Below are 26,300 nucleotides of genomic sequence, written 5' to 3' on the forward strand. Positions count from 1 at the left end.
GGGGATGGTGGGTAGGGGGTACCCAGCGCGACCAGGCAGGTGCGTGATGAGTGACGAAGCGAAGTCGGTATCGCGGATCGTGGTAGGGGTCGACGGCTCCGAACCGTCGAAGGCGGCCCTGCGATGGGCGGTCGACCAGGCCAAGCTGACGGGTGGCGTGGTCGACGCGATCATGGCCTGGGACTTCCCGACCGCCTGGTTCGGCTTGGCCCCGCCCATGGTGACCGATCCGGCTGACTACCAGAAGCAGGCACGCGACGCTCTGGACCAGGTGATCGAGGAGACCCTCGGCCCCGGGCGGGGCCGGCCCGTCGAGCTCCGCCCTGTCCCGGCGCAGGGGCACCCGGCCGCTGTGCTGCTCGACGCCGCCGAGGGAGCACACCTGCTCGTCGTGGGCAACCGGGGACACGGCGGATTCGGCGAGGCGCTGCTGGGGTCGGTCGGCCAGCACTGCGTGCAGCACGCCCCGTGCCCCGTCGTCGTGGTCCGCGGTTCCGGCCAGGGAGCCTGAACAGCGAGACGGCGTACGTCCCCAGTTGCGGCCCACTGAGCGTGCCCCCTGAGTGGCTAGCTCGACGATCCCTCCCACCGGTGTCGTCTCCTCTGACGTCTGCGAGCAGGGGCGTCGTATCCGGTGTCCGGCAGGCCCAGGACGTCGGGGACGCCCGGCTACCACTGGCCGACGGCGGCGAGACGTTCGACGACCTCACGGATCTGGATTGCGGTCACCACGGCGACGTCGGCGCCGGGCTCAAGGCGGATCGCGTCCAGCACCGCGCTCCAGGAGGTGCGGCCAGTCTCCGGCGCGGCCATCATCGACGACCGGTAGCACGGGGCCATGATGAGTGATGGGGACATGGGCGCCGCTGTGGAACGACTGATGAGCGCGCCGGTCGGGCGCACTGGAACGGGCAGGACCTGAGGGTTGTCGTCGAGCGACTCGGCTGGGTCTGGACGGAGCACGTGGGGTGCGCTGCCACGGGACAGGGAGGGGACGGAACAGTGGGACTGATCGAACGGCTGTGGGCGGCGGGGAAGATGCCCTTCCACGACGGGCTCTACCGGCCGGACGACACCGGCCGGGTGCTGTACGCGGATGGTCCGGGGGCCTTCCACCCGGATGCCGGGCAGCCGATTCCCTTCCGGCTCGGTGGCCCGCTCGACGTGGTCCGGGCCGTCGAGGCGGGTGGCGTCAACGCATTCGACACCAACGTCGAGAGCCTGCTGCCGGACGGATCAGGGTGGCTGTCAGCCGGCGGCGGTGGCATGGGCAACATCGGCTACCTGGCCCGCCTCAACGCCGACCGCTCCCTGCGCTGGGTCGCCACCTCTTTCCACTCCAACCCGTTCGTGCGCGTGCAAGTCGAGGGCGCGACCGCCGTCTTCACCAACGACTGGCGGAACGTGCTGGTACTCGATCTCAACGACCCGGACCTTGTCTGATCGACGTATCCGATCTGCACGGCAGGAGGCCCGCGGCGGCGACTACGGCACGAGACGAGTCACCTGGTCAGCCCACCGGTTGGAGCGATCCCAGTCCATGCCCAGACGGTCGGCGGGATCGCCGACCGGGGTGGCCGGCGTCGGGAATCGGTGATCGTGACGAGGCTTCGCGCAGGGTCTCGCCGGTCTTGAGGTTCCGCACCGGGGGTGTGGATCGGTCGGGCGGGCGGTGGTGGCGGCCCGGGAGCGGTCAGGAGTGCGCTTCGTGGACCCGCAAGCCGCGCAGATAGGTCGCCAGCACCTTCGTCTGGTGGATCCGGTGGACGTCGATGTCGAACAGGTTCTGCGAGAGGACGAGGAAGTCCGCGGACTTCCCCACCTCGATGCTGCCGACGCGCTCACCGAGACCCATCGCCTCGGCCGGGCGTCGGGTGAAGCTGACCAGCGCCTCCCGGAGAGTGAGCCGCTGTGCGGGATTGATCGTCTCCTCGCTCCCGCCCGGCGCTTCCCGGGTGACCATCGTCTCGATCCCGGTCCAGGTGTGCGGAAGGGGAGCCCCGGCGGGCCAGTCGGAGCCGGCCGAGACGTTGGCCCCGGAGGCCAGGAGGTCCGCGAGCGGCCAGGACCTCTCGATGACCTCGGCCGACACGCAGCTCGCCAGACTGTCCTGGATGATGCTCGGGTACCACAGATAGGGCGACGCGTCCGCGACGATGCCCAGCTCGTCGAACCTCGGCACGTCGGCCGGGGCGATGAAGAGGGGGTGCGCGAGGTGGAAGACCGGCCGCGATCCGTGCCGCCGGCGCATGACCGCGATCGCGTCCAGGGCCATCCGCATGGACGCGTCCCCGGCCGCGTGGATCTTCACCCCGCGCCCCGCGCGGACCGCTGTCTCGAGTTCGGCGACGAGCCCGTCCAGGTCGTACAGGCATTCCCCGGAGCTCGGTCCGTGGGCGGAACACCCGTGCGGAAGATAGGGGTCCAGCATCGCGGCGGTCCGGGTCATGGGAACGCCGTCGAGGAACACCTTGACGAACCCCACGTGGAGCAGCTCGGATCCGAACCGTTCGGACGCCGCGAGCAGTTCCGCGCCGGTGATTCCGGGTTCCGCCAGTAGCGGTCGCGCCACCGTGGACGCGACGACCCGGAGGGTGAGTTCGCCCTCGGCCTCCAGCGTCGAGAGCGTGCGCAGCGCGGGCTCCATGGTCGCGGCGTCGCAGGCGGTGGTGATCCCGAACCGGTTGCAGACCTCCGCGGCCGCCGCGAAGGTGACGCGGTTCCGTGCCTCGGGGTCCTCGATGCTCGCGGCGAACGCCTCCTCCGCCACCCGGGACGCCTGTTCCCACAGGACACCGGTGAGGCGGCCCGCCTCGTCCCGGACGTACGTACCGCCTTCGGGATCGGGTGAGTCGTCCGTGACCCCCATGGCCCTCAGCGCGGCACTGTTGACCCACCTGTTGTGCTGCGTGTCGTCCTTGAATAGCACGGGGTGCCCGCCGGATGCCCTGTCGAGCCTGGCGAGTGCCTCGACGTTCGCGAGCTGCTCCATCGTCGTCGAACCGACGACCCCGCCGGCGATCCATTCGCCGGGACCCAGCTCCGCCGCCCGTGCTTCGACCGCTTCGCAGATCTCGTCGGGACCGTGGTGCGGTGAAACCTGGAGGTCCCAGGCCACCGACGCCCCGCCGAGCCCGAGATGGAGGTGGACGTCGCAGATTCCCGGCATGAGCATCCTGCCGTCCGCGTCGATGACGGCCGTTTCCGGGCCGGCCAGCGCCGCGATCTCATCGGAGCGTCCGACAGCGGTGAACTCGCCGTCGGTGACGGCGAACGCCTCGGCCGTGGTTCCTGCCGCATCGCCGGTGAAGACCGCGGCGTTGACAACGATCAGATCGGGAGTCTTCCTCATGGCTTCCTTCGCACTACCCGACAGGGCGTCGGGATCCTCGTCGCCCGCTCATGTGAGTGGAGGCGCTGTGGTCGATTCGTCGTTCCCCTGCTGCGGCCCGGTGACCGGAGACCTATCTGAGGGTGGCCGCATGGACGGCGGGCCGCCGATCGGCCCACGGCATCGCGTCCTCCAACTGGCCGGCGACCCGCAGCAGCACCGCCTCCGAACAGACCGGACCGGCCAGCTGGACGCCGATGGGCAGACCCCGCGCGGACTGGGCCTCTTCGGACGCGATGACCGCGGCGCGGGCGGTGGCGTCGAGGGCGGCGTACTCGTCGATGTTCATCAAGACCTCTTTTTCTGCCGTGACGCGGACGCGGCGCGTGGGCCGGCCCGGTCATCGGAAAGCTACGAGCATGCGAGGTGCCGCACCTCGGCCGAAAAGCCGATCCCCCCGCCCTCCGGAGATGCCTCCGGCAGCGGACGCGGGGCAGGCGGGTGCCCCGAACAGGGCTACAACCGTGCCGAACCCGGCTTCGCTCGAGGGCCAAGATTGCTCTACAACACGGCAGTCGGTCTTGACGCCGCCGCGGCACCGCCGTCAGAATCCGTCCGATATCGGAGGTTCCGAATGGCCACGGACGTACAGTGGTGGGTTCGCCTCGCCGGAGAGATCCGTGCGGCCGGCCGCGGTGACCTGCCCGTCGAGGTTCCCCTGCGCGCCGTGCGCGACAGGCTCGGTTTCGACTGTGTCGCGCTGATCGCCTGCGGATCCCCGCACGCCGGTGGCAGCACGCCCGCCGCCGTCGTCAACCTCGGCTATTCGGCGGAGACCCTGGCCTACATCACGACGACATACAGCCGCACCTGCCCGGTCCATCGGCTCGCCCTGCGCCGGGGCACTCCTCTGCGCTTCGTGGACGTACCGTTCGACTACCGCGAGTCCCGGACGTACCGGGACGTGCTGGCGCCCAACGACTTCCACGAGGGACTGACCCTGCCGCTGGGGCAGCCCACCGCCGGAAAGGGGGTTCCGGGTTTCGTCGCGATGAGTTCGACGCGCGCCACACCGCTCGACGACGAGTCGTGTCTCGCGTTGACCATGCTGGCGCACGATCTCGCCGGACTCCTCGACCCCGGGGCCGAGGGTGATGACGACGCGGCCGAGGTGGTCCTGCACATCACCCGGGACCTGGTCGAGGTCAGGGCCGGAGACCTGGGTCGCGTGCCGCTCACCCGTGCCGAGCTGCGTCTGGCCGTGCGGTCCGCCGTCGGCGGTACGGGCGACCGCATCGGATTTCACCACCGTGCCGCCGACGGCACCTGGTGGCGTGTCCGCACGGTGCGCCGACCGGACGCGGTCCTCGTCCGGATCGGCCGGGCCCCTGCCCTCGGCCCCCTCACCGGCCGCGAACTCGATGTCATCGGCCTGGTCGCCCGCGGGTGGCCCAACGAACGAATCTCCCGGGCGCTGGGCATCGCCGTCCGCACCGTCCGAAGCCACATCGAGTCCTCGCTCATCAAACTCGGCTGCCCCAATCGCACGGCACTGGCCCGCATCGCCTTCGAGTACGAGCTCGACACCCTTGGCGCCCTGTGCGCCGCGCATCGCTGACGGCGGCCACGAGACCGCCACCACTGGAGTGGTCGGGGTCCTGACGCGACGAGGGATGGGCTGGGCGGTCCCCTCGCCCCCAGGCGTCATGTGCCCGAGGAAGCGTCATCGAAATTGTGTAACAATCCTTGCCTTGATGGCCATCTCATGCTTGGTTGAGAAAGGGAGAGCGAGCCGAACAGGCGCGCCGGCCCGACCAGCAACGGCCCACAGGCATGCGGCGGTCGACGCGGCGCTGTCCCGCCGCGCGACCTGTGGACGGCTACGGCACACACCGAGTGATCCTCCGGCAATCTCTGATGGTGTACCCATAAGCCCCACCCGAAATTGTGTATCAATCGTATGGGCGCCGCCCCGCGAGTCCTTCCGCTCCGGCGATGAGGAGTATGCGCATGACCACGTTCAACCCCGAGCCCGAGCATCTGCCCAGGGAGAGGCCGAAGCGCCGGCTACCCCGGCCCTCGGAACTCCGGCCACTGATCACGTTCCGACGACCCCGGTTCGACGCCCGCGAGCGCCGCCTCGCACGCGCTCACACCATCGCCGACCTGCGAACCATCGCCCGGCGCCGCACTCCTGGGTCGGTCTTCGACTACGTTGACGGGGCGGCGGAGCAGGAGATCGGCATGCACAGGGCGCGCAACGCGTTCGAGAGCGTCGAACTCCATCCGAGGGTGCTGCGCGACGTCTCACGGGTCGATGCGTCCACCGACGTCCTCGGCGCGCGGACGGCCCTCCCGCTGGTGCTGGCGCCTACCGGGTTCACCCGCATGATGCACCACGAGGGCGAGATCGCCGTCGCCAGGGCGGCGGCGCGGGCCGGCATCCCGTACGTGCTGTCGACCATGGGCACCACCGACCTCGAAAGCGTTCGCGCCTGTGCGCCGACGGCACGTCAGTGGTTCCAGCTCTATCTCTGGAAGAACCGCGAGGCGAGCGAGGCGCTCCTCGAACGAGCGGCGAAGGCCCGGTACGAGGCCCTGGTCCTGACCGTTGACACGCCGGTGAGCGGGGCACGGATGCGGGACATCCGGAACGGGCTCACCATCCCGCCCGCCCTGACGCCGCGCACCCTCGCCGGTATGGCGATGCGGCCCGCCTGGTGGATGAACATCCTGACCACCGAGCCCTTGCGGTTCGCCACCTTGAGCAGCTTCGACGGCACGGTCGCGGAGCTGGTCGGCGAGATGTTCGACCCCTCGGTCACCACCGAGGATCTGCGGTGGCTCAGGGAGCGCTGGACCGGAAAGCTGGTCGTCAAAGGAGTGCAGAGCATCGAGGACGCCAGGATGGTGGCCGACCTCGGCGTGGATGCGATCGTGCTGTCGAACCATGGCGGGCGGCAACTCGACCGGGCACCGACCCCGCTCGAACTGCTGCCCCGCGTGGTGGACGCCGTGGGGCACGACTGCGAGATCCTCATCGACACCGGTGTGCGAACCGGTGCCGACCTCCTCGTCGCGCGAGCGTTGGGCGCCTCCGCGGCGATGGTCGGCAGACCGTACCTCTACGGCCTGATGGCAGCGGGAGAGCAGGGCGTCGAGCGGGCGATCGAGATCTTCGACACCGAGTACGTACGGACCATGCGGCTCCTCGGTGTGGCGAGCACCGACGAGATCTGCGCCCAGCATGCCTCGCTGAGGTCGGCCCATCGCCCGTGACGGTGGGGAGTCCAGGTCTCTGGCGTCTTCCGGACGCGTGCGGCCCACCGGCACGTCGGCGGTTCGCCGGTGGCGCCGCGGCACGGCCGGCGGATCCGCGCGCTGGGAGGAACGGCGGGTCGGTGCTCTCGGCCTCGGCGCCCCGAGGTCCCGGTCACGCGACCCGAGAGCTGCCCCGCGCGGCGGGCGAGAGAATAGGATCCATGGTCGCCGTGAGATCCTCTGCCGAATCGAGTGACGAATCGAGTGACGAATTGCGTGACGAATTGCGTGATGGAGTCGAGGCGAGCAGTACGCCGGCCGGCATCGCGCACGCGCTGCGCAATGACCTCCTGGAGGGTGCCTTCGAACCCGGCACCCGGCTCACCGAGGAATCACTGAGCGCTCGTTTCCGGTGCGGCCGGCACTCGGTGAGGGCCGGCCTGCAGACCCTGGTCGCCGAGGGCCTTCTGGAACACCAGCGCAACAAGGGAATCGTCGTCCCCGCGGTGACGGCCGAACGCATCGACGACATGTGCTCGTACCGGTCGGTCCTGGAACTGGGCGCCCTGAGACTGGCGCTCACCCACGGCTCGGACTTCTCGGAGGTCGACGAGGCGGTCGGCCGGCTCGAATCCCTCACCGCCGAGACGTCGTGGCGCCATGCGGTCGAAGCGCACAGCGCGGTGCACACGAAGATCGTGGAGGCGGGGGGCAACGCACGACTGGTGGCGGCGCACCGGGCCTGCCAGAACGAGCTCAACTGCATGCTCGCGACGATCCGGGCGGATTTCTCGGCTCCGCGGCTGGCGATGATGCATCGGCATCTCCTCACCCAACTCCGAGTGGGCGGCGAGGTCGCGCTCCGAGCCCTTGAGGACGATCTGGAACTCGGTGGACGCGCCGCCATGCACCTCGCCCTGCGTCGGCGGCGCGGGGTGCCGGTCCACATCCCGTGAGGTGATCGCCCGGCCACGGGACACTTCCCCTCCTCGGGGGCGCGCGTCCGCTGGGGGCGTCCGAAACCGAACCGGCGGAGATCAAAACCACTGGTCCTGGCCGGAGAAGCGCGCATACCTTGCTGCCCGTGACCCGCCGCCGCCCCGCACCCACCGCGCCCACTCCCGCGACCGGGCTGTTCTCCAGTACGTATCTGGCCGTCACTGCCAGTTTCGCGGCAGTGATGTTCCTGACGGGGTTCGCCGCGCTGGCGGTGATGCCCCTGCTGCCGGTGGCCGCGAGGGACCTCGACGGGGTCGTTCTGTATCCCTTGGTGGCGGGAGCCTTCGTCGCCGCCAGTCTGCTCGGCGGGGTGATCGGCGGGGCGTGGGCGGACCGTGCGGGCGCCCGGCGGCCGCTGACGGCCGGGGTGATCCTCACGGTCGTGACGCTTCTAGTCTCCGCGACGAGCACCACCATCTGGCAGCTGGCTCTCGGGCGTTTCGCGGACGGCATCGCGGCGGGACTGGTGGCGGTGTCCGTCAACGCGGCCATCGGCCAGTCCTACCCGGATCACCTGCGTGCCCGTGCCCTGGCCCTGATGAGCGCCTGCTGGATCGTGCCGTCCCTCGCCGGTCCGCCACTGGCCGGACTCGTGGCTGCCTGGTGGTCCTGGAGGATGGTGTTCTTCGGCCTCGCCGGCCTCACTCTCCTCCCGGCGGTCGCCGCGGTGCTCCTGCTGCGCGGGCGGGGGGTGCGAGACGGAGTCCCGCAGGAGGCCCAGGGCGGCGAGGGGCCGGTGCGGCGGCCTGCCCTGCCCGCCGCGATGGCGGTGAGCGCGGCGGCGGCGCTCACTCAGTACGGCGTCTCCGCCTGGGACGTACGGCACCTGCTGTGCACGGTGCTCGGCCTGGCCTTGCTCGTGATCTTCGCCCCGCGCCTGCTGCCACCTCGCACCTGGCGGGCCGGGCACGGGCTGCCCGCCACGGTGCTGCTGCGGGCGCTGACCTCGGGCGCGTACTTCACGCTCGAGGCGTTCGTACCGCTGATGCTCAGTACGGCGCGCCGGGTGCCCGGCGTGGTGACGGGACTTGCGTTCACCGGGGCCGCGCTCGCCTGGGCCGGGGCGTCATGGTTGCAGGGGCGCCTGCAGGACCGCGTGCCCCGGCACCGGCTCGTCGCCATCGGCGCCGGCGTCATGGTCGGCGCGGTCGCACTGGCCGCACTGTGCACCCTGCCCGCGGTGCCCGCCGCCGCGGCGGTGTCCTCGATGGTCCTGGCCGCGGTCGGCATGGGGCTGGCGGCGCCATCGCTGACCCTGTTGTCCCTCACACACGCCCCGGTCGCCGGGCAGGGCTATGCGAGCGGCGCGATGCAGACGTCACAGAATCTCGGTCAGACAGTGGTCCTGGCCCTGGCGTCGGCGCTGTTCAGCGGGGTGTCGGCAGCCACTGGCCAACTCACGCCGTTTGCCTGGACGTTCGCGCTGCTGGCACTGCCGGCCGCTGTCGCGTCCTGCCTGGCGGGCAGGACGCGGGCAGCGGAACCAGGTCGGCGACACGCCCCAGAGCACGGCGTGACCGCTGCCCGCGCTCAACCGATCGACGAGACATAGGCCCGGTAGACCATGTCAGTGGGGAGCTCTCATGTGGTGTCAGTCAACGTCTGCCCTGTTGGTGATGTGCCGTGGCGTCTGAGCAGGGGTACACCGCGCAGGCATCGGCGGCGGGGAAGCCCGGGCCGGTGCCGGTGACCCTCCGTCCGCTCGATACCCGAGACTTCCCTGCCTGGCTGGAACGCAGTCGAGCCGAGTACGCCAAGGATCTCGTCGCTTTGGGGCACACGTCCGAGGACGCCCACCGGCAGGCGGACGAGAGCATGGCCCGCGCCTTTCCGGCCGGAATACCTGCCGCGGCGCACGCGGTCTTCGACGTGGTCGACCATGCCGGGGTAGCCGTCGGCTACCTCTGGATCGGACCGGACACGAGCGACGACGCCGGCGCCTGGTGGATCTGGGACATCGTGATCGACGCCGACAAGCGGGGACGGGGCCTGGGGCGGATGGCCATGCTCCTCGGCGAGGAGTACGCCCGGGCGCGGGGCGCCCATACTCTGGGGCTCAGCGTCTTCGGGTTCAACACCGGTGCGCGTGGCCTGTACGAGTCGCTCGGCTACGAGACGACCTCGGTGAAGATGCGCAAGAGACTCGACTGAGCCTCAGGCGGCGTTCGTCCTGCCGACGACGGCGCGTAGACGCCGGCCGTCGGCAGGCGGTGCCGCCGGATGACATAGCGGCGGTTCACGCTGCCCTGGTCCTTGTACCAGAGTCTCAGCGGGTCTTGAAGGACTTGCGGAGTGCGGCCCTGTCTTCCCAGGAGTCAGCCGCCGGGCCCTTGGTCATGTCGGCGAAGAAGCTGTCATGGCGGAGGAAGAAGTCGGCCCGTTGCTCGTCGGTCATGCCCGCCAGGTGTTCCAGGCCCTCGAAATAGCCCTCGCGAGCCCCGCCGGGAGCGAACAGCATCAGGAACTCGGCCGGTTCGCCGGAGATGTTCCCGAACGAGTGCACACCGCCCGGCGGGATGTAGATGTAGTCGCCTCGCGTGGCATCGAACCAGCGCTCGCCGTCGAAGACATGGATCTCCCCGGAGAGGACGTAGAACGCCTCGGACATGGTCTTGTGGAAGTGCGGGCTGGTCCCACCGACGGCCGGTCCCATGCGGTTCTGGTAGAGGCCGAAGAGGCCGTCCGTGGTCAGCCGGGTGGACAGGTAGTGGAAGGTGTTCCCATTGGGCGCCGTGTAGTCCGGCGGGGTGTCGGCCCGTCGGAGAGTGGCGGAGACCTCGCCCTCGTCCCCGGGGTAGATGATCTCGGGATAGTCGTCGGACAGGAAAGACACGGGCACTCCTCAAGCTTGTTGGTTTGTCAGGTGAGTTCGTGTGGTGCTGTAGGGGTTGGAGTGAACCGTACGGGAGTGCTTCGGCAGGGTGCGCGGCGCGGGGTTGCCCCGTCTGATGTCGGTGTCGGTGCCGGGTGGACCCGTGCGGGTACTTGGCATACGTTGACACGGTCGGCCACCAGGCCGGCCTCCTCGGCACACGTCTCGCCTGGCTCCAGGGTCCCGTCGGCCAGTTCCCCGGTGCCGCGGCGGTGAAGCCCGAGCAGGACACCCTCCGGCGTGCACGATCACGCCGACCCCGACAGCGGCGTTCGGCGGGGGAGGCGCACTCGCACGGGGCGGCTCGGCACCCGTTCCGGTCGGTGGGCCGCGTACAGCCGGTAGGAGACTGCGTTTTCCGGCTGCGGGGCGTCGATCGCCGTGACCGAATCCAGGACGAAGCCGTGCTCGCCGAGAAGGTCCTCCCACAACTGCGGCGTGAGCACCCACATATGCACGGTGTGGTCCTGCGTGGTGCCGGGCAGCCGCAGAATCTCGGGCCGCGCGATCACCCTGCCGGATGGGCCAGTGCCGTGGGAGTTGGTGTGCAGCGAGGAGAAGAGCAGACGCCCCCCGGGCCGGATGCCGTTGGCCAGGGCGGGCAGGACCCGGCACGGATCCATGAAGGGCACGCCGCTGACGGAGTAGACCAGGTCGTACGGCCCGGCGTCACGCAGGTGGGCCACGGCGTCGGCGCAGACCAGACACAGCCCCGGGGTGTCCCGGTAGCGGGCGGCGGCGCGCTGGTGCTGAGTAGGGGAGGAGTCCACGGCGGTGACCTGGGCACCGGAGGCGGCCATGCGGGCGGCGTGCCGGCCGAGCCCGCTGCCGAGGTCGAGCACCCGCAGCCCGGAGACGTCCCCGAAGACCTCGATGCCGGGGCCGGTATCCGGGATCTCCCACACCCAGGGATCCAGCTCGGGCAGATCGATTCCTCTCGCGATCTGGTGGGCGCCGTAGGCGGTCCAGACGCCCAGGTTGTGTGTGTCGATGTCCGGCATGAGGTCTCCATCGGCGGGGTGGTCAGGGGCGTGAGACGTGGCAGCGCACCATCAGCACGATGTCGCTGGCGTCGATGAGGCGTCCTCCCAGTCCCAGGCTCCGAAGTACGCGGCCTCACCAGTACGGCGGGCCGTGGCCACTGCGCTCAGGCGTGCGAAGTCGCTGCGCCGCATCAGTGCCTTCCACTCGTCCAAGGGCAGGACGCGGACCTCGTCGTGCTCCCGCGGGTCCAGGGTGATGCGACGGATCTGCTGGGCGGTGAGACGCCCGCCGTCGAAGATCAGTCCGATCGTGCTGTAGGGCCACCCGCCGCCGGGCAGACCATGCACGGTGGCCAGAAGCCTCGGTGGCTCCGGGAGGATGAGCCCGGTCTCCTCCTGGCATTCACGCCTGGCCGTCTCCCAGGGGCGCTCGCCCGGGTCCATCACTCCGCCGACCAGTTGCCAGGGGTGGGACGGGGAGTAAACGGAGTACTGCCGTAGGCGGGGCAGGGCCGCGGGGTGGGGTCGGTGGGGCCCCAGCCGCCGACCTTCCGGCCGGGTGCGCTGGACAGCACACAGTCGTAGTACGTCTGCGGGTCCATGTCCTCCTCGACTGCCTGCGGCACATTCCACTTCCCGGGCTGCTCCCGCAGTTCCGGACTCAGTTCCATCACATGTCGCTTGATGCTGCGTCGGCAGCCGCTCTCGGTGGCGGCCTGGCCGGTCGGCCAGCGGCAGACGTCGCGGTGCCGCCAAGGGGACGCGGACGAGGCGGCATCAGGTGGGGCGGTCATGGAGCACCCCGGGCCGGGTCTGGTGCGGGGCGTTGGTCGGACGATTCCCAGCCCAACTCGGTGTAGGGGCGGCCGGCCCGAATCCCCTCGATGGCGGCGCGGGTGTACGGGACGACCTCGGCCGGGATGTCCTGCGGCTTCCACCACCGCCACTGCGTGCACCGGTCGGGCTCCAGGACTTCCGGGGTGCCGGTCCAGGACCGGGCCCGGAAGACGAGTCCGATCCTGGGCCGCGCACCGGGGGCATCGATGAGATGGATCGTGTGCACGAGCTCGACGTCGGCAGGCGCGATGGTGAGGCCGGCCTCTTCCCTCGCTTCCCGGACCAAGCAGTCGATCGCGGCTTCTCGCTCGCAGTGGCCGGCCAGGAAGTGCCACGTGTTCGGCGCGAACGCGGAGGCGGGGTGGCGCAGGCCGAGGAGGATCCTGCCGTGCTCGTCCTCAAGGTGGAGGTGGACACCGAGGATGTGGAGTGCTGTCCCCGCCGGTGCCTCGCCGGGCAGCGGGCGAGCGGCGTCCGGCACGCCGCCCGCGGGCGGATGCTCGGCAGCATGGCGGCGGAGCAGGTCCCCGAGGCCGGGGGTCAGGCGGAGCCGGTCGAGCATGTCGAGGGTGAACCACCTCAGCAGGACTCCTTCGCGGAGTTCCACCGTGTCCGGGTCACCGGTCCAAAGGCCCGCGTAGACCTGGATGGGTGCGGCCAGGCCGTCGACGCTCGTTGCCTCCTCCACGGCGTAGGGGGTCAGTTCGGCCGGTTCCAGGCCGGGGGCCTCTTCGGCGAGCTCCCGGCGCAGGGCCGCGTCCAGATCGGGGTCGCCTGGTTCCCGGCCGCCGCCGAGCAGGGCCAGTGTCCACGGTTCCCAGATCCCCTCCCGGTGGTCCCGCAGGTGAAGGAGGTAGCGGCCACGGCCGTCGTGGACCAGGGCGGCGACGTTGACGGGCTCGGGCTGCCCGTCCAGCCCCGCAGCCTGGGCGGCAAGGAGCTTGGTCCGCAGTGTCGGGGAGGTGGGCGAACCGAGGTCGGGCCGGGCGTCGCGGCGGGTCATGTACGAGCCCCGTTCTTCCCGCCGTCCGGTTCGGAGGTCACCTGGTAGGACAGCAGCTGCTGGAACAGGCCCGGCCGGTGCGCGAGCTCGGCGTAGCTGCCCTCCTGGACGATCCGGCCTTCGTCGAGGACGACGATCCGGTCGGCGATGGCGACGTTGGTGATGCGGTGGGTCACCAGCAGCACCACCCGGTCCCGGGCCAGGTCTCGCAGCCGCTCGAAGATGTGGAACTCGGCGCGGGGATCGAGGTTCGCGGTCGGTTCGTCGAGGACCAGCAGCCCGGCGTCCCGGAAGAACGCTCTGGCCAGGGCGATGCGCTGCCACTGCCCGCCGCTCAGTTCCTCTCCGTTGAGCCACTCGCGGGCCAGCAGGGTGTCCAGGCCGGATCCGAGTTTCTCCACGACCTCGTCGGCGCCGGCCGCCATGCACGCCTCGCGCACCGCGGCGTCACCGCGCGCCGTGGGCTGTCCCAGGTTCACGTTCTCGCGCACGGTCAGCGGCCAGTGGGCGTAGTCCTGTGGCACCAGGGCGACCTGCTGCCACAATGCCTGCGGGTCGATATCGCCGGTGGGGACCCCATCCCACGACACCTGCCCGTGCGTGGGCAGGTACAGGCCGCTGACCAGCTTCGACAGCGTCGACTTACCTGAGCCGTTGAAGCCGACCAGGGCGGTGACCTCGCCGCGGCGCAAGGTGAGCGACACCCCGGACAGCGCATCGCCGTCCTTGCCCGCGTAGCGGTGGGTGACCGACGTGACCTCGATCCTCTCCGGTGCCGCCGCCCCTCGCGAGCCCCGCCGCATGCGGAAGCCGCCCGCCTTGTCCAGGAAGCCGCTCCAGTCGTCCATGTACAGGCCGGTGCGTACGGCACGTGCCCCCACGGCCACCAGCCCGCGGACCGACTGGCCGACCGTCTGCAGAGCGAAGACCGCCGTCCCGGCGTGCCCCACGCTGATGCGGTTGGTGGCCAGCAGCCATACCACCGCCGCCCAGACCACCGCGGACCCCAACCCGCCGCACAACGCGCCGACCAGGGACATGCGGGCGCCCTTGTCGGCCGCGGCGCGGTCCTCGCGGTTGATCCGGGCGACCGTCTCCCGGTACCGGCCCGAGAGGAAGGCGCTCATGGTGCCGGCGCGGATCTGGTCGGCGGCGTCCTTGGTGTAGATGTGCCAGCGCAGCACCGACAGCATCCGCTGGTCACCGTTGCTGCGCAGGTTCGCCAGGTACCGGACCCGGGCGGCACTGACCTGGGCCAGGGCCTGCGGCAGGCTGGCCGCCACCAGGAGTGGGAGCAGGACCCAGTGCACCCCGGCCAGCACGATCGCCCCGGCGAGGAAGGAAGCGGACGAGGCGATCAGGTCCTGGCCCTCGTCGATCAGGTCACCGGTGACCTGCGCGCCGCGGTCGGCGGCCTCGCGGTCCCGGTTGAAGTCGGGGTCGTCGTAGGCGCACAGCTCCACCTCGGCGCAGCCGGTGAGCAGCATCTGCTCGGCCTCACGGGACATCAACGGCCCCAGCCGGGAGGACAACCAGCTGACGGTGATCCCCAAGAGCGCGCGCACCCCCGCGGCGCCGGCCAGCAGGGCCACCGACGGCCAGGCCTGAAGGAGGCGGTGGTAGACGTCTCCGCTCCTCAGCAGAGCAGCCAGTGTTCCGGCGATGGCCACCAGGCCCAGGGCCTGCATCACGCCGGCGACGACCTGGCAGACCAGGAGACCGACGGTCGCCCGCCGGTCTACCTGCCAGGCGAGCGCCAGCGAGCGGCGCACCAACTGCGGCAGGCGCCGGGCCATGTCGCTCATCCGGATGGAGCGGCCGGCCGCTTCCCGGCTGCCGGTCAGGTCGACGTACCGCATCTGCGACTCGGGAGCGGCCGCCGAGGCGTCGCCGGGATCGGATCCGGCGGGGGCGGTGGCCGGCCCGCTCTGCTCCCCGGTCGGTGGTGTCGCGACGTGGGTCGCCTGTGGGGCGATGCGCGGCTCCGGCACGCTGTCGGCTGATGTGTCGGTGGGATCGTTCATGCCGTCCACCTCGTACCCCGTCGTGCCGGGCTGACCAGGGTGTCGGCAGCGCCGCGCCGAGTCGGCCAGGGTCGCTGTTCGATTCCGGGAGGCTGATGAACGGGCGCGGGGGCAGGGTGCATAGCGTCCTCCGTTTGGGCGGCGAAGTGGCACTGGCGCTCTATTAACGGCGCGGATGCGGGCCCGTAACGGCCTCGGAATGGGGATTTCTTCGAACGTGATCGCGAAATGGGTGTGTAGGTCAGTCCCCTCGGGGCTGGGCGCGTTTGAACTCACACGTTCGAGTGGAGAGGGGGGCCGCGACACCCGATCAGGGGCTTGCGCGGTCGGTCTGTGCGTGACCCGGAGGGGGCCGATCGGTGTGACGCGTGAGCGGCTTGAACCCGTGGAGGAGGGTGGTGGGGGTCCCGGAGAGGCTGATCCGCACGCGTGCGGCGCCACCGCCGCGGCCGGACGGCTGCTGGGCTTCGCCACCGTCGGTGTCATACGGGGCGAGGAGCTGGCCGACCGCCCCCTCAACCCCTCGCTGGCACGCTGCGCGGCGGACGGCATGCGGCTGCACTTCATCAGCCGGGACGCCTACCGCCGCAAGGACGAGCCCGCGGTCCTGGACGGGCTGCGCGCCCGCTTCGGGGACTGCCTGGTGGTGCCCGAGGGCGGCAGCAACGCGCCGGCCGTGCACGGCGCCGCCGAGCTGGGGCGGGAGCTGCGCGAGCGGTGCGCGGTGGCGGCGGTGGCCTGCGGCACCGGAGGCACGCTGGCCGGTCTGGCGGCGGGGCTGGGACCGGGCCGGCGAGCACTCGGCTTCCCGGTGCTGCGCGGCGGCTTCCTGGGCGGCGAGGTGGAGCGGCTGCAGCGGGCCGCGTTCGGCGGCCGGCGGGGCGAGTGGCGGCTCGAGGAGCGCTTCCACTGCGGTGGTTACGCCCGCCGCACCCCCGAACTCGACGCGTTCGCCGAGGACTTCGGCGAACGGCACGGGCTGCCGGTGGAACGCATCTATGTCGCCAAAATGCTTTATGGACTGACCACGCTGGTCGAGGAGGGCGCCCTGGCTCCCGGCACCACCGTCGCCGCGGTCGTGACCGGCACCGAGTGGGACTTCGGCCCGGCCGCTCAGACCGCCTCCTCCCGGTAGGCCGCCGCCTCCTCCAGGTCCAGCCGGCGCAGCAGTACGCGCATCATCTCGTCGTCGATCCGACGGCTGTCGCGCAGCTCCACGAAGACCTGCCGTTCGGCTTCGATCATCTCCCGGGACAGCCTGCGGTAGGTGTCGTCCGCCGACTCCCCGGTCTCCGCGTTGACCGCGCCCAGGCGCTCCCAGACCGCGTTGCGGCGCCGCTCCAGCACGGTGCGCAGCCGGTCGGCGAGCGCCTGGGGCAGCGCATTGCGCGGGTCGGCGAGGAGTTCGTCCAGCCGCCGCTCGGCGGCCCGCGAGGCCTCGCTCTGGGCCTGCGCCTCGGCCAGCGTGGCGGCCCGGACGTCGCGGCCCGGCAACCCCAGCAGCCGGATCAGCCAGGGCAGGCTCAGGCCCTGCACCACCAGGGTGGCGATCACCGTGCTGAAGGTCAGGAAGAGCACCAGGTCGCGGGCCGGGAAGTGGTGGCCGTGGCTGTACACCGGGATGGAGAAGGCGATGGCCAGCGAGACCACCCCGCGCATTCCGGCCCAGCCGACGATCAGCGGCGCCCGCCAGTCGGTGTCCGGCTCACGCTCCCGGATCCGCGCGGACAGCAGGCGGGGCAGGCAGGTGGCCGGGTAGACCCAGACGAAGCGCGCCACCACCACGGCGAGGAAGACCGCCAGCGCGTACCAGGCCACCGACCCCGCGCCGTACGGGCCCATGCCGCGCGCCACCACCGGGAGCTGGAGCCCGATCAGCGCGAAGACCGCCGCCTCCAGGACGAAGGCGACCATCCTCCACACCGCCTCCTCCTGCAGCCGGGTGGCGAAGTCCACCTGCCAGGAGCGGTGGCCCAGGTAGAGCCCCACCACCACGACCGCGAGCACCCCGGAGGCGCCCACCTCCTCGGCGGCGGCGTACGCGGCGAAGGGGATCAGCAGCGACAGCGTGTTCTGCAGCAGCGGGTCGCGCAGCCGGATGCGCAGCCAGTGCAGCGGGATCATCAGGACCAGGCCGACACCCACCCCGCCGACCGCCGCCAGCGCGAACTCCCGGGCGGCCCCGCCCCAGGTCGCCCCCTCGCCGACGGCGGCCGCCAGCGCCACCTTGTAGGCGGTGATCGCGGTGGCGTCGTTCACCAGCGACTCGCCCTGGAGCACGGTGGTGATCCGCCCCGGCAGACCGGCCCGGCGGGCGATCGCGGTGGCCGCCACGGCGTCCGGCGGGGCGACCACCGCGCCCAGCACCAGGGCCGCGGTCAGCGGCAGCTCGGGCACCACCAGATAGGCGAACCAGCCGACGGCCAGCGTCGCGAAGAGCACATAGCCGAACGAGAGCAGCGCCACCGGTCTGAGGTTGGCGCGCAGATCGAGATAGGAGCTGTCCAGCGCGGCGGTGTGCAGCAGCGGCGGCAGCAGCAGCGGCAGCACGATGTGCGGGTCCAGGGTGTAGTCCGGCATCCCCGGTACGTACGAGAGGGCCAGGCCCGCGGCGACCAGCAGCAGCGGGGCCGAGACCGGGGTGCGCCGGGCGGCGCCCGCGACCGCGGTGCTGCCCGCGACCAGCATCAGGAGTGGCAATACGTCCATCGGCTCCGGCCCGCTCCGATCCGCTCGCTGCCCGCGCCGGCCGCGTCCGGCCATGTTCGATCAGATCTGGCTGGCTTCGACCGGGCTCGACTGGTTTTAGCTGGGTTGGACAGGCCTTGACCCTATCCGGCCAGGTCCGTCCAGGTCCGGCCAGGTCCGATCATGATGGTCGGTGAACCGGCCCGGCCGCGGCCGGGCCGTCCGGCGCGTCCCGCTCGCGTCTGCTCCCCCCGGGGACGCCTAACCTGGGGGCATGATCCGTTCTGCGCAGCCTTCCGATGTCCCCGCGATCCACGCGCTGATCCGCGAGCTCGCCGCCTACGAGCGCGCCCTGGAAGACGCCAAGGCCACCGAGGAGCAGTTGCGGGAGGCGCTGTTCGGCGCGCATCCGGCCGTCTTCGGGCTGATCGCCGAGGAAGCGGGCGAGACCGTGGGCTTCGCCCTGTGGTTCCGCAACTTCTCCACCTGGACCGGGACGCACGGCGTCTACCTGGAGGACCTGTACGTTCGCCCCGAGGCGCGCGGCGGCGGCCACGGCAGGGCGCTCCTGGCCGAGCTGGCGCGGATCTGCGTGGAGCGCGGCTATGCCCGGTTCGAGTGGTCCGTACTGGACTGGAACGAACCGGCGATCGGCTTCTACACGGCGCTGGGCGCGGAGGCGATGGACGAGTGGACGGTGCGCCGGCTGTCCGGGGAGCCGCTGCGCGCGCTGGCCGCACAGGCGGACTCCGCCAGGGAACCGGCCAACGGTGCGGTGCCTCTTTCGAATTGAGACCAGCCAACCCCTAGCCACTGTGTGTATCAATGCCTCTACCATAAGTGACTCAGCGTGTCCTCGGCCGAGGTCACCCGTCTCGGGGCCGTGGACCGACCTGGCGACATCGGGCCGCGGATCGCGGTAGCGTCGCAGCCGAACCATGTGTCGCGCCGGTTCGTTCTCCCCCTGTCAAGGGGCGCGGCCGGCGCCCGTATCAGCTCAGCTCAACCAGCTCTGCCACCTTGGAGGTGAGGGTGTCCCAGATCGCAGGCGAGCCCGGGAACCAGGACTTCGTGGAGGTCCGGCTGCCCGCTGCGGGTGCCTATCTGTCGGTGCTGCGGACGGCGACCGCCGGGCTCGCAGCCCGCTTGGACTTCACCCTCGACGAGATCGAGGATCTGCGCATCGCGGTGGACGAGGCCTGCGCGATCCTGCTGCAACAGGCCGTTCCCGGCAGCGTACTCAGCTGCGTCTTCCGCCTGGTCGAGGATGCACTGCGGGTGACCGTCTCGGCACCCACCACGGACGGCCGCGCGCCCGAGCGCGACACCTTCGCCTGGACGGTGCTCTCCGCGCTGGCCGGCGAGGTCGACTCGACGGTCGCCGAGGACCGTACGGTCAGCATCAGCCTGCACAAGAAGCGCGGCGCCGGCCCCGGTCAGCCGTGACGGAAAGGGGGCTCCGTGAGCACCGCATCATCACGGGGAGTGCGTACCCCGGGCATCCCGCCGCAGCCGGCCCAGCCGCATCCCGCGGACCAGGAGGCGGCCGACGACCGACCGGAGCGGGCGGACCACATGGATCAGGACCAGCAGGAAGCGCGGCACCAGCGTGATCCGCACGACCGCAGCGGCGCACGCGCTCTCTTCGTGCGGCTGCGGGAGCTGCCGGACGGTTCGCCGGAGCGGGCCGAGCTCCGCAACAACCTCGTCCGGATGCACCTGCCGCTGGTGGAGCACCTGGCGCGGCGCTTTCGCAACCGCGGCGAGCCGCTGGACGACCTGACCCAGGTCGCCACCATCGGCCTGATCAAGTCGGTGGACCGGTTCGACCCTGACCGCGGGGTGGAGTTCTCCACGTACGCCACCCCCACCGTGGTCGGCGAGATCAAGCGGCACTTCCGCGACAAGGGCTGGGCGGTGCGAGTGCCGCGCCGGCTCCAGGAGCTGCGGCTCTCGCTGACCACCGCCACCGCGGAGCTCTCCCAGCGCCATGGGCGCGCCCCCACCGTGCACGAGCTCGCCGAGCACCTGGGCATCTCCGAGGAGGAGGTGCTGGAGGGGCTGGAGTCGGCCAACGCGTACAGCACCCTCTCGCTGGACGTGCCCGACACGGACGACGAGTCCCCGGCGGTGGCGGACACCCTGGGGGCGGAGGACGAGGCGCTGGAGGGCGTCGAGTACCGCGAGTCGCTCAAGCCGCTGCTGGAGGACCTCCCGCCGCGGGAGAAGAAGATCCTGCTGCTGCGGTTCTTCGGCAACATGACCCAGTCGCAGATCGCCCAGGAGGTCGGCATCTCCCAGATGCATGTCTCCCGCCTTCTGGCCCGCACCCTCGCCCAGCTGCGGGAACGCCTCCTGGTCGAGGAGTAGGGCACCATCCCCTGGGCGCCCGTCCCAGCGTCCAGGGGTCCCCCGGCAAGGTCCCGCGCCATGAGGTCATCGGGGACGTGCGACACCCCGCCCCGACCAGGGGCACCCTCACCCGCGCGCGGCGCCCACGCACGGGCGTTCAGGCGTCGCGCGGGCCGATCCCCAGAGCCTCCGTGGCGGTGGGGTTGACCAGCAGCCCCAGCACGCCGAACGCGGCCACCGCGATGGCGATGCCGATCGCGATCAGCCCGCCCCCGTTCTGCACCAGCGTGAGCGCCACCGGCAGCCCCATCAGCTGGGTGATCATGGCGGGTCCGCGGCTCCACCGCCGGCGCAGCCACAGTCCGCGCGCCGCGGCCACCGGCAGCAGGGCCAGCACCAGCACGGTCACCGCGAGCATCTCGGCCTGCTCCGGGCTGTCCGGATCGCCGACCACTCCCATCACCAGCAGGTAGACGCCGATCCCCAACAGCACCAGGCCCTCCAGGCCGGTGATCGCCGCGGCCGCGGTGATCCGCTTGGGACGGGGCCCGTCCGGCGCGGTCGACCCGCCCGCCGCGCCGGGCCCCGAGTCGGCCGACGCGCCTGACGTGCTCCGCCGCGCGGCCTTCGCGGCTTTCGCGGCTTTCGCGGACTTCGCGGACTTCGCGGACTTCGCGGCGGCCTGCTTGGCGGAGGCGGAATCAACTCTGCTCACCCCAGAAGGGTAGCCCGCACCGGTCCGGACAGATGTGCCCCTGGGGGCGGAGCAGTACCGCCGGCTGGGTAGGCTTTTCCGTATGCGTGCGCTTCTCGTGGTCAATCCGGCAGCAACCACCACCAGTGCACGGACGCGTGATGTGCTGATCCACGCGCTCGCCAGCGACCTCAAGCTGGAGGTCGCCACCACCGAGTACCGCGGGCACGCCCGCGACCTGGCCCGCCGGGCCGCCGAGAGCGGCGCGTACGAGCTGGTGGTCGCGCTCGGCGGGGACGGCACCGTCAACGAAGTGGTCAACGGACTGCTGCACAACGGCCCGGCCCCGGATGAGCTGCCCCGGCTCGCCGTGGTGCCCGGTGGCTCGACCAATGTCTTCGCCCGCGCCCTGGGCCTGCCGAACCATGTGGTGGAGGCCACCGGCGCCCTGCTGGACGCGCTGCGCGAGGGCAGTGAGCGCACCGTGGGGCTGGGAGTGGCGGGCGGCACACCCGGCACCGAGGACGAGGCGGTACCGGCCCGCTGGTTCACCTTCTGCGCGGGCTTCGGCCTGGACGCCGGGGTGGTCGGACGGGTGGAGCAGCAGCGGGAGCGTGGCCGAAAGTCGACCCACGCCCTGTACCTGCGGCAGGCGGTGCGCCAGTTCGTCAACGAGCCGAACCGCCGGCACGGCACCATCAGCCTGGTGCGACCGGGCCAGGATCCGGTCGAGGACCTGGTGCTGTCGATAGTCTGCAACACCTCTCCGTGGACCTACCTGGGCAACCGGCCGGTCTACGCGTCACCGCGCGCCTCCTTCGACACCGCCCTCGACCTGCTGGGATTCACCAAGCTGTCGACCGCGGCGATGGCTCGGTACGGCACCCAGCTGCTGACCTCGACCCCCGAGCGGGGGCCGCGCGGCAAGCATGTGGTGTCCGAGCACGACCTGACGGAGTTCACCTTGCAATCGCAGGCGCCACTGCCCTTCCAGATGGACGGTGACCACCTGGGACTGCGTACGAGCGTGACGTTCACAGGTGTTCGCCGTGCACTGCGTGTGATTGTGTGAGTGACAGGGGCCAAAGTCCTTTTAGTCGAACGTTTAGGCTGCCTTCCACCCCCTGGAAGTACGGCTGTGACCGAGACGACACCAAGGATTCAAAAAAAACTTTCCGGAAGGGGTTGTATCCGCCGCCGAGGTTTGCGAGTCTCTACGTGGCGATCGGGACGGCCGCACGAAGCCCCCTTGAGAGCCCGAACCCCCTCCACAATCCATGGGACCGCACCAGTCCCCAACTGGGCGTCGCCCTTCTCGTGTCGGGGGATTCGTGAAAGCGTTCACATTCACAAGCAACGTACCTGTAACACGAGGAGATGGAGCAGCCATGGACTGGCGTCACAACGCCGTTTGCCGCGAGGAAGACCCCGAGCTGTTCTTCCCCATCGGCAACACCGGTCCTGCGCTGCTGCAGATCGAGGAAGCCAAGGCCGTCTGCCGCCGCTGCCCCGTCATGGAGCAGTGCCTGCAGTGGGCGCTGGAGTCCGGCCAGGACTCCGGTGTCTGGGGTGGCCTCAGCGAGGACGAGCGCCGTGCGATGAAGCGCCGCGCCGCTCGCAACCGGGCGCGCAACGCCAGCGCCTGACCCAGCCCCTCGGCCCCCGAGCCGCAGCGCGCAGTACCCCCGACGCTCCCCGGGAGCTTCGCAGTGGGGGTGCCCCCACATACGTGAGCTTTGAGCCCCGGACCGGATCACCGGTCCGGGGCTCAGCGCTGTGCGCGGGCGCGGCAGCCCGGCCCACACGGCGCTCAGCGCTGCTGCGGGGCCCGGACCGGGAGGTCGAGTACCACCCGGGTGCCCTTCCCCTCGGCGGGCACCATGTCGAAGGTCCCGCCCAACTCGCCCTCCACCAGGGTCCGTACGATCTGCAGCCCGAGGTTGCCGGCGCGGTGCGGGTCGAACCCCTCGGGCAGGCCGCGCCCGTCGTCCTCCACGGTCACCAGCAGCCGGCCCTCGGCCTGGCCGCCCTCGGCATGCGGCCCCGCCCCGGCCCCGCTGCGTACCGCGGTCACCTCCACACTGCCCTGCTCCCCCGGCCCGAAGCCGTGCTCCAGGGCGTTTTGCAGGACCTCGGTGAGAACCATCGACAGGGGGGTCGCCACCTCCGCGTCGAGGATGCCGAAGCGGCCCACGCGGCGGCCGGCGACCCGCCCGGGGGAGATCTCCGCCACCATCGCCAGCACCCGGTCGGCGATCTCGTCGAACTCCACCCGTTCATCCAGATTCTGAGACAGCGTCTCATGGACGATGGCGATCGAACCGACCCGCCGCACCGCCTCGTCGAGTGCCTCGCGGCCCTGTGGCGAATCCATTCTGCGGGCCTGTAGCCGGAGCAGCGCGGCAACCGTCTGGAGGTTGTTCTTCACCCGGTGGTGGATCTCCCGGATGGTGGCGTCCTTGGTGATCAGCTCCCGCTCGCGGCGGCGCAGCTCGGTCACGTCGCGCAGCAGCACCAGCGACCCGATGTGGACGCCCTTGGGCTTGAGGGGGATCACCCGCAGCTGGATCACCCCTTCGTTCGCCTCCACCTCGAACTCGCGGGGGGCCCAGCCGCTGGCCAGCTTGACCAGTGCCTCGTCCACCGGCTTGCGGGCCGGGGCCAGCTCCGCGGTGGTCTGGCCCAAGTGGTGGCCGACCAGATCGGCGGCCAGCCCCAGCCGGTGGTAGGCGGAGAGCGCGTTCGGGCTGGCGTACTGCACCGCGCCGTCGGCGTCCAGCCGGATCAGCCCGTCCCCGGCCCGGGGCGAGGCGTCCATGTCGACCTGCTGCCCGGGGAACGGGAAGGCCCCCGCGGCGATCATCTGGGCCAGGTCGGAGGCGCTCTGCAGATAGGTGAGCTCCAGCCGGCTGGGGGTGCGCACGGTGAGCAGATTGGTGTTCCGCGCGATGACCCCCAGCACCCGGCCCTCCCGGCGGACCGGGATGGACTCCACCCGGACCGGCACCTCCTCGCGCCACTCCGGGTCGCCCTCCCGGACGATCCGGCCCTCGTCGAGGGCGGAGTCCAGCATCGGCCGCCGACCGCGCGGCACCAGATGGCCGACCATGTCGTTCTGGTACGAGGTGGGGCCGGTGTTGGGCCGCATCTGGGCCACGGACACATAGCGCGTGCCGTCCCGGGTGGGGATCCACAGCACCAGGTCGGCGAAGGAGAGGTCGGAGAGCAACTGCCACTCCGAGACCAGCAGGTGCAGCCATTCGAGATCGGAGTCGTCAAGGGCGGTGTGCTGGCGGACCAGGTCGTTCATGGAGGGCACACTGGGAGCCTAACTCGGCGAGGCGCGATCACTCCTTGACGCCGGGTTTACTCTTTACGGAGCCGACTGTGGGCAGGCACGGACAAAGCATGGACAGGCTCTAGTGGTCTAGTCCAGAATATCCAGAGGCTCAGACTTCACGGCCCCGCACTTCGCGTACACGATCAGACCTCCGCTCTCCCCGCACAGGAGAGCGGATCGAGGCACACGGCGCTCTCTGCCCTGACTGCGCCTGCGCCTCCGATCGGCCGGCTGGACCGGTCGATGCAACTCCGGGCTGCGGTGCCGGGCGGGTTGAGGGTCCCGCCCTGGCGCCGCGGCCCGCGGGTCTCCCCTCCAACCCCTTCGGCCGCATCCGTTCGGCCGCTCGGCCGGCCCGGCGCCACTGCCGGGCGGACGGCTCACGAGGGCCAGGCACGCATCGCGATCTCGGCCACCGCCTCCAGCGTCTCCCGGTCCACACCGTCCCGGGCCTGCTGGGACATCCCGTGCAGCACGGTCGAGCTGTAGACCGCCAGGACATGGGCGTCGGTATCCGGGGGAAGCTCCCCGCGCGCCATGTCGGCGCTTATCACCCGCTCCATCCGCTCCACCGCCTGCCGGCGCCGCTCCTGGAGGCCGCGCAGGACGTCGGCCGACTGCGGGGTGCAGTTGGTGGCGGCGGTGAGCACCATGCAGCCGCGCGGATGGCCGGGCAGGGTGTGCCAGCTCGCCGCCTCGCGCAGCATCCGGGCGATGCCCCGGCGGGCGGTGGGCTCCTCCTCCAGCGCCCGCTCGATGAAGCCCCCGAAGTCCCTGATGTACGCCTCCACGGCCTCCTCGAACAGGGTCTTCTTGTCCCCGAAGGCGGCGTAGAGACTCGGCGCCTTGATGTGCATGGCGCGGGTGAGGTCGGCGATGGAGACCGCTTCGTATCCGCGATCCCAGAACTCCATGATCGCGGCCTGGAGCGCGACCTGGCGATCGAAGGCGCGGGGCCTGCCCCGGCGGGTCGCCCGCTCACCCACTCGCTCGTTCGTGGCATCCATGGACAGATTCTATAGCGGTCACTAGGAAATGTGTTACGTTCTTTCTGTAGCGACTCCTAAAGAATTGGGGGGGCGTAGCCATGGGCGCGCTCACGGGCAAGACGGCACTGGTCACGGGTGGCGGCAGGGGGATCGGGCGAGCCATCTCCGAGCGACTCGCAAGGGATGGCGCGCGGGTCGCCGTCCACTACGGGCGCGACGAGGCGGCGGCGAAGGAGACGGTCGCGGCGATCGAGGCGGCGGGCGGCACGGCCTTCGCGATCCAGGCCGTGCTGGGCGTGCCGGGGGACACGGAGACGCTCTGGGCGGCCTTCGACGCCCAGGCCGACGGGCTGGACATCCTGGTCAACAACGCCGGGGTCAACGACCCGCGCGGCCCCCTTTCGACCATCACCCCCGAGGACTTCGACCGACTCTTCGCCATCAACGCCAAGGCGCCGTTCTTCGTGACCCAGCAGGGGCTGGGGCGGCTGCGTGACGGCGGGCGGGTCATCAATGTCTCCACCGGGCTGACCCGGGGCCAGGCCATTCCGGAGCTGACCGCCTATTCGATGAGCAAAGGCGCCATCGACGTGTTCACCACCCACCTGGCCAAGGAGCTGGGCAGCCGCGGCATCACGGTCAACGCGGTGGCCCCGGGTGCCACGGACACCGATATGAACGCGGACTGGTTGCGCGACAACGAGCAGGCATGGACCGCCACCGCCCAGCGGTCTCCACTGGGCCGGGTGGCACGGGCCGAGGACATATCCGATGTGGTGGCCTTCCTCGCCTCGCCGGACAGCCGCTGGGTCACCGGCCAATGGATTGACGCCACCGGCGGCGCCCTGCTGTAGCCCCGATTCCCCGGGGGCGAATCCCGGTGGAGCGGAAGGCGAACCGTCGGGGCGGAGGGGGATGGCGACGGGG

Annotated in this window: 27 protein-coding genes; 14 read left to right on the forward strand and 13 right to left on the reverse strand. The window is 71.0% G+C overall.

Going from position 1 to position 26,300, the window contains the following annotated elements; genetic code table 11:
• The first annotated feature begins 46 nt into the window (after positions 1–46).
• Positions 47–511: a universal stress protein gene (locus tag E4099_RS08820; RefSeq protein WP_135338419.1), complete on the forward strand. Its 465-nt coding sequence runs from the start codon at positions 47–49 to the stop codon at positions 509–511.
• 158 nt (positions 512–669) lie between these two features.
• Here the strand turns inward: E4099_RS08820 and E4099_RS08825 are convergent, their stop codons facing one another.
• Positions 670–858: a hypothetical protein gene (locus tag E4099_RS08825; protein WP_245244693.1), complete on the reverse strand. Its 189-nt coding sequence runs from the start codon at positions 856–858 to the stop codon at positions 670–672.
• A 144-nt stretch (positions 859–1,002) separates the two neighbouring features.
• Here E4099_RS08825 and E4099_RS08830 point away from each other — a divergent pair, with 144 nt between their 5' ends.
• On the forward strand, positions 1,003–1,443 hold the full coding sequence (locus tag E4099_RS08830) for a hypothetical protein (RefSeq protein ID WP_135338420.1): 441 nt from the start codon (positions 1,003–1,005) through the stop codon (positions 1,441–1,443).
• A gap of 250 nt (positions 1,444–1,693) precedes the next feature.
• Here the strand turns inward: E4099_RS08830 and E4099_RS08835 are convergent, their stop codons facing one another.
• Positions 1,694–3,352: an amidohydrolase gene (locus E4099_RS08835; RefSeq protein WP_135338421.1), complete on the reverse strand. Its 1,659-nt coding sequence runs from the start codon at positions 3,350–3,352 to the stop codon at positions 1,694–1,696.
• A gap of 112 nt (positions 3,353–3,464) precedes the next feature.
• Positions 3,465–3,680 carry a hypothetical protein gene (locus E4099_RS08840; RefSeq protein WP_209446558.1) on the reverse strand — a complete coding sequence of 72 codons (216 nt, stop codon included), beginning with the start codon at positions 3,678–3,680 and terminating at the stop codon, positions 3,465–3,467.
• Positions 3,681–3,965: 285 nt separating this feature from the next.
• On the opposite strand from E4099_RS08840, the gene E4099_RS08845 reads away from it, so the two are divergent.
• The 5 genes from E4099_RS08845 (at position 3,966) to E4099_RS08865 (ending at position 9,742) form a co-directional block, all read left to right on the forward strand.
• Positions 3,966–4,949: a helix-turn-helix transcriptional regulator gene (locus E4099_RS08845; protein ID WP_135338422.1), complete on the forward strand. Its 984-nt coding sequence runs from the start codon at positions 3,966–3,968 to the stop codon at positions 4,947–4,949.
• A 392-nt stretch (positions 4,950–5,341) separates the two neighbouring features.
• On the forward strand, positions 5,342–6,610 hold the full coding sequence (locus E4099_RS08850) for an alpha-hydroxy acid oxidase (RefSeq protein ID WP_135338423.1): 1,269 nt from the start codon (positions 5,342–5,344) through the stop codon (positions 6,608–6,610).
• 266 nt (positions 6,611–6,876) lie between these two features.
• Positions 6,877–7,548, forward strand: a complete 672-nt coding sequence (locus tag E4099_RS08855) for a GntR family transcriptional regulator (protein WP_209446559.1) — start codon at positions 6,877–6,879, stop codon at positions 7,546–7,548.
• Between the two features lie 224 nt (positions 7,549–7,772).
• Positions 7,773–9,143 (forward strand): MFS transporter, encoded by a 1,371-nt coding sequence (locus E4099_RS08860; RefSeq protein WP_135338437.1) that lies wholly within the window; start codon positions 7,773–7,775, stop codon positions 9,141–9,143.
• A gap of 134 nt (positions 9,144–9,277) precedes the next feature.
• Positions 9,278–9,742 (forward strand): GNAT family N-acetyltransferase, encoded by a 465-nt coding sequence (locus E4099_RS08865; protein ID WP_245244697.1) that lies wholly within the window; start codon positions 9,278–9,280, stop codon positions 9,740–9,742.
• A 115-nt stretch (positions 9,743–9,857) separates the two neighbouring features.
• Here the strand turns inward: E4099_RS08865 and E4099_RS08870 are convergent, their stop codons facing one another.
• The 6 genes from E4099_RS08870 to E4099_RS08895 all read right to left on the reverse strand — a co-directional run bounded on the left by E4099_RS08870 (position 9,858) and on the right by E4099_RS08895 (position 15,145).
• Positions 9,858–10,424, reverse strand: coding sequence for a cupin domain-containing protein (locus E4099_RS08870; protein ID WP_135338425.1), 567 nt, complete (start codon positions 10,422–10,424; stop codon positions 9,858–9,860).
• A gap of 287 nt (positions 10,425–10,711) precedes the next feature.
• Positions 10,712–11,464 (reverse strand): class I SAM-dependent methyltransferase, encoded by a 753-nt coding sequence (locus tag E4099_RS08875; protein WP_245244694.1) that lies wholly within the window; start codon positions 11,462–11,464, stop codon positions 10,712–10,714.
• Between the two features lie 51 nt (positions 11,465–11,515).
• Positions 11,516–11,890, reverse strand: a complete 375-nt coding sequence (locus E4099_RS08880) for an NUDIX domain-containing protein (RefSeq protein ID WP_135338426.1) — start codon at positions 11,888–11,890, stop codon at positions 11,516–11,518.
• Complete coding sequence (locus E4099_RS08885) at positions 11,890–12,240, reverse strand: hypothetical protein (protein WP_135338427.1); 351 nt, start codon at positions 12,238–12,240, stop codon at positions 11,890–11,892. The genes E4099_RS08880 and E4099_RS08885 overlap by 1 nt, the downstream gene beginning before the upstream one ends.
• Positions 12,237–13,286 carry an NUDIX hydrolase gene (locus tag E4099_RS08890; RefSeq protein WP_135338428.1) on the reverse strand — a complete coding sequence of 350 codons (1,050 nt, stop codon included), beginning with the start codon at positions 13,284–13,286 and terminating at the stop codon, positions 12,237–12,239. Before E4099_RS08890 ends, E4099_RS08885 begins: the two co-directional genes overlap by 4 nt.
• A complete protein-coding gene (locus E4099_RS08895; RefSeq protein WP_135338439.1) occupies positions 13,283–15,145 on the reverse strand; it encodes an ABC transporter ATP-binding protein in 1,863 nt (620 codons plus the stop codon). The genes E4099_RS08890 and E4099_RS08895 overlap by 4 nt, the downstream gene beginning before the upstream one ends.
• A gap of 520 nt (positions 15,146–15,665) precedes the next feature.
• On the opposite strand from E4099_RS08895, the gene E4099_RS08900 reads away from it, so the two are divergent.
• Positions 15,666–16,445, forward strand: coding sequence for a 1-aminocyclopropane-1-carboxylate deaminase/D-cysteine desulfhydrase (locus tag E4099_RS08900; RefSeq protein ID WP_425348253.1), 780 nt, complete (start codon positions 15,666–15,668; stop codon positions 16,443–16,445).
• Here the strand turns inward: E4099_RS08900 and E4099_RS08905 are convergent.
• A complete protein-coding gene (locus E4099_RS08905; RefSeq protein WP_135338430.1) occupies positions 16,424–18,019 on the reverse strand; it encodes a Na+/H+ antiporter in 1,596 nt (531 codons plus the stop codon). The genes E4099_RS08900 and E4099_RS08905 overlap by 22 nt on opposite strands.
• A gap of 253 nt (positions 18,020–18,272) precedes the next feature.
• On the opposite strand from E4099_RS08905, the gene E4099_RS08910 reads away from it, so the two are divergent.
• From E4099_RS08910 to E4099_RS08920, 3 genes are all read left to right on the forward strand, one after another.
• Complete coding sequence (locus tag E4099_RS08910) at positions 18,273–18,791, forward strand: GNAT family N-acetyltransferase (RefSeq protein WP_135338431.1); 519 nt, start codon at positions 18,273–18,275, stop codon at positions 18,789–18,791.
• A 239-nt stretch (positions 18,792–19,030) separates the two neighbouring features.
• Positions 19,031–19,444: an ATP-binding protein gene (locus tag E4099_RS08915; RefSeq protein ID WP_135338432.1), complete on the forward strand. Its 414-nt coding sequence runs from the start codon at positions 19,031–19,033 to the stop codon at positions 19,442–19,444.
• A gap of 15 nt (positions 19,445–19,459) precedes the next feature.
• Entirely contained in the window at positions 19,460–20,368 is a 909-nt protein-coding gene (locus E4099_RS08920; RefSeq protein ID WP_386389518.1) for an RNA polymerase sigma factor SigF, read from the forward strand.
• A gap of 139 nt (positions 20,369–20,507) precedes the next feature.
• Here the strand turns inward: E4099_RS08920 and E4099_RS08925 are convergent, their stop codons facing one another.
• Positions 20,508–21,065, reverse strand: a complete 558-nt coding sequence (locus E4099_RS08925) for a hypothetical protein (protein ID WP_135338433.1) — start codon at positions 21,063–21,065, stop codon at positions 20,508–20,510.
• 82 nt (positions 21,066–21,147) lie between these two features.
• Between E4099_RS08925 and E4099_RS08930 the strand changes: the two genes are divergently transcribed.
• Positions 21,148–22,116 (forward strand): diacylglycerol/lipid kinase family protein, encoded by a 969-nt coding sequence (locus E4099_RS08930; protein WP_135338434.1) that lies wholly within the window; start codon positions 21,148–21,150, stop codon positions 22,114–22,116.
• 316 nt (positions 22,117–22,432) lie between these two features.
• Positions 22,433–22,690 (forward strand): WhiB family transcriptional regulator, encoded by a 258-nt coding sequence (locus E4099_RS08935; RefSeq protein WP_003953983.1) that lies wholly within the window; start codon positions 22,433–22,435, stop codon positions 22,688–22,690.
• 164 nt (positions 22,691–22,854) lie between these two features.
• Here the strand turns inward: E4099_RS08935 and E4099_RS08940 are convergent, their stop codons facing one another.
• A complete protein-coding gene (locus E4099_RS08940; protein WP_135338441.1) occupies positions 22,855–24,354 on the reverse strand; it encodes a sensor histidine kinase in 1,500 nt (499 codons plus the stop codon).
• A gap of 410 nt (positions 24,355–24,764) precedes the next feature.
• Complete coding sequence (locus E4099_RS08945) at positions 24,765–25,391, reverse strand: TetR/AcrR family transcriptional regulator (protein WP_135338435.1); 627 nt, start codon at positions 25,389–25,391, stop codon at positions 24,765–24,767.
• Positions 25,392–25,471: 80 nt separating this feature from the next.
• Between E4099_RS08945 and E4099_RS08950 the strand changes: the two genes are divergently transcribed.
• Positions 25,472–26,227: an SDR family oxidoreductase gene (locus tag E4099_RS08950; RefSeq protein WP_135338436.1), complete on the forward strand. Its 756-nt coding sequence runs from the start codon at positions 25,472–25,474 to the stop codon at positions 26,225–26,227.
• Positions 26,228–26,300 lie beyond the last annotated feature (73 nt).

It is taken from the genome of Streptomyces palmae (assembly GCF_004684805.1).
GTDB classification, from domain to species: domain Bacteria; phylum Actinomycetota; class Actinomycetes; order Streptomycetales; family Streptomycetaceae; genus Streptomyces; species Streptomyces palmae.

Coding starts and splice junctions, on each gene's coding strand:
- E4099_RS08820 (WP_135338419.1), top strand. CDS start 47: ATGAGTGACGAAGCGAAGTCGGTATCGCGGATCGTGGTAGGGGTCGAC.
- E4099_RS08825 (WP_245244693.1), bottom strand. CDS start 858: ATGTCCCCATCACTCATCATGGCCCCGTGCTACCGGTCGTCGATGATG.
- E4099_RS08835 (WP_135338421.1), bottom strand. CDS start 3,352: ATGAGGAAGACTCCCGATCTGATCGTTGTCAACGCCGCGGTCTTCACC.
- E4099_RS08840 (WP_209446558.1), bottom strand. CDS start 3,680: ATGAACATCGACGAGTACGCCGCCCTCGACGCCACCGCCCGCGCCGCG.
- E4099_RS08845 (WP_135338422.1), top strand. CDS start 3,966: ATGGCCACGGACGTACAGTGGTGGGTTCGCCTCGCCGGAGAGATCCGT.
- E4099_RS08850 (WP_135338423.1), top strand. CDS start 5,342: ATGACCACGTTCAACCCCGAGCCCGAGCATCTGCCCAGGGAGAGGCCG.
- E4099_RS08860 (WP_135338437.1), top strand. CDS start 7,773: ATGTTCCTGACGGGGTTCGCCGCGCTGGCGGTGATGCCCCTGCTGCCG.
- E4099_RS08875 (WP_245244694.1), bottom strand. CDS start 11,464: ATGCCGGACATCGACACACACAACCTGGGCGTCTGGACCGCCTACGGC.
- E4099_RS08880 (WP_135338426.1), bottom strand. CDS start 11,890: ATGGACCCGGGCGAGCGCCCCTGGGAGACGGCCAGGCGTGAATGCCAG.
- E4099_RS08885 (WP_135338427.1), bottom strand. CDS start 12,240: ATGACCGCCCCACCTGATGCCGCCTCGTCCGCGTCCCCTTGGCGGCAC.
- E4099_RS08890 (WP_135338428.1), bottom strand. CDS start 13,286: ATGACCCGCCGCGACGCCCGGCCCGACCTCGGTTCGCCCACCTCCCCG.
- E4099_RS08895 (WP_135338439.1), bottom strand. CDS start 15,145: ATGCGGTACGTCGACCTGACCGGCAGCCGGGAAGCGGCCGGCCGCTCC.
- E4099_RS08905 (WP_135338430.1), bottom strand. CDS start 18,019: ATGGACGTATTGCCACTCCTGATGCTGGTCGCGGGCAGCACCGCGGTC.
- E4099_RS08910 (WP_135338431.1), top strand. CDS start 18,273: ATGATCCGTTCTGCGCAGCCTTCCGATGTCCCCGCGATCCACGCGCTG.
- E4099_RS08930 (WP_135338434.1), top strand. CDS start 21,148: ATGCGTGCGCTTCTCGTGGTCAATCCGGCAGCAACCACCACCAGTGCA.
- E4099_RS08935 (WP_003953983.1), top strand. CDS start 22,433: ATGGACTGGCGTCACAACGCCGTTTGCCGCGAGGAAGACCCCGAGCTG.
- E4099_RS08940 (WP_135338441.1), bottom strand. CDS start 24,354: ATGAACGACCTGGTCCGCCAGCACACCGCCCTTGACGACTCCGATCTC.
- E4099_RS08945 (WP_135338435.1), bottom strand. CDS start 25,391: ATGGATGCCACGAACGAGCGAGTGGGTGAGCGGGCGACCCGCCGGGGC.
- E4099_RS08950 (WP_135338436.1), top strand. CDS start 25,472: ATGGGCGCGCTCACGGGCAAGACGGCACTGGTCACGGGTGGCGGCAGG.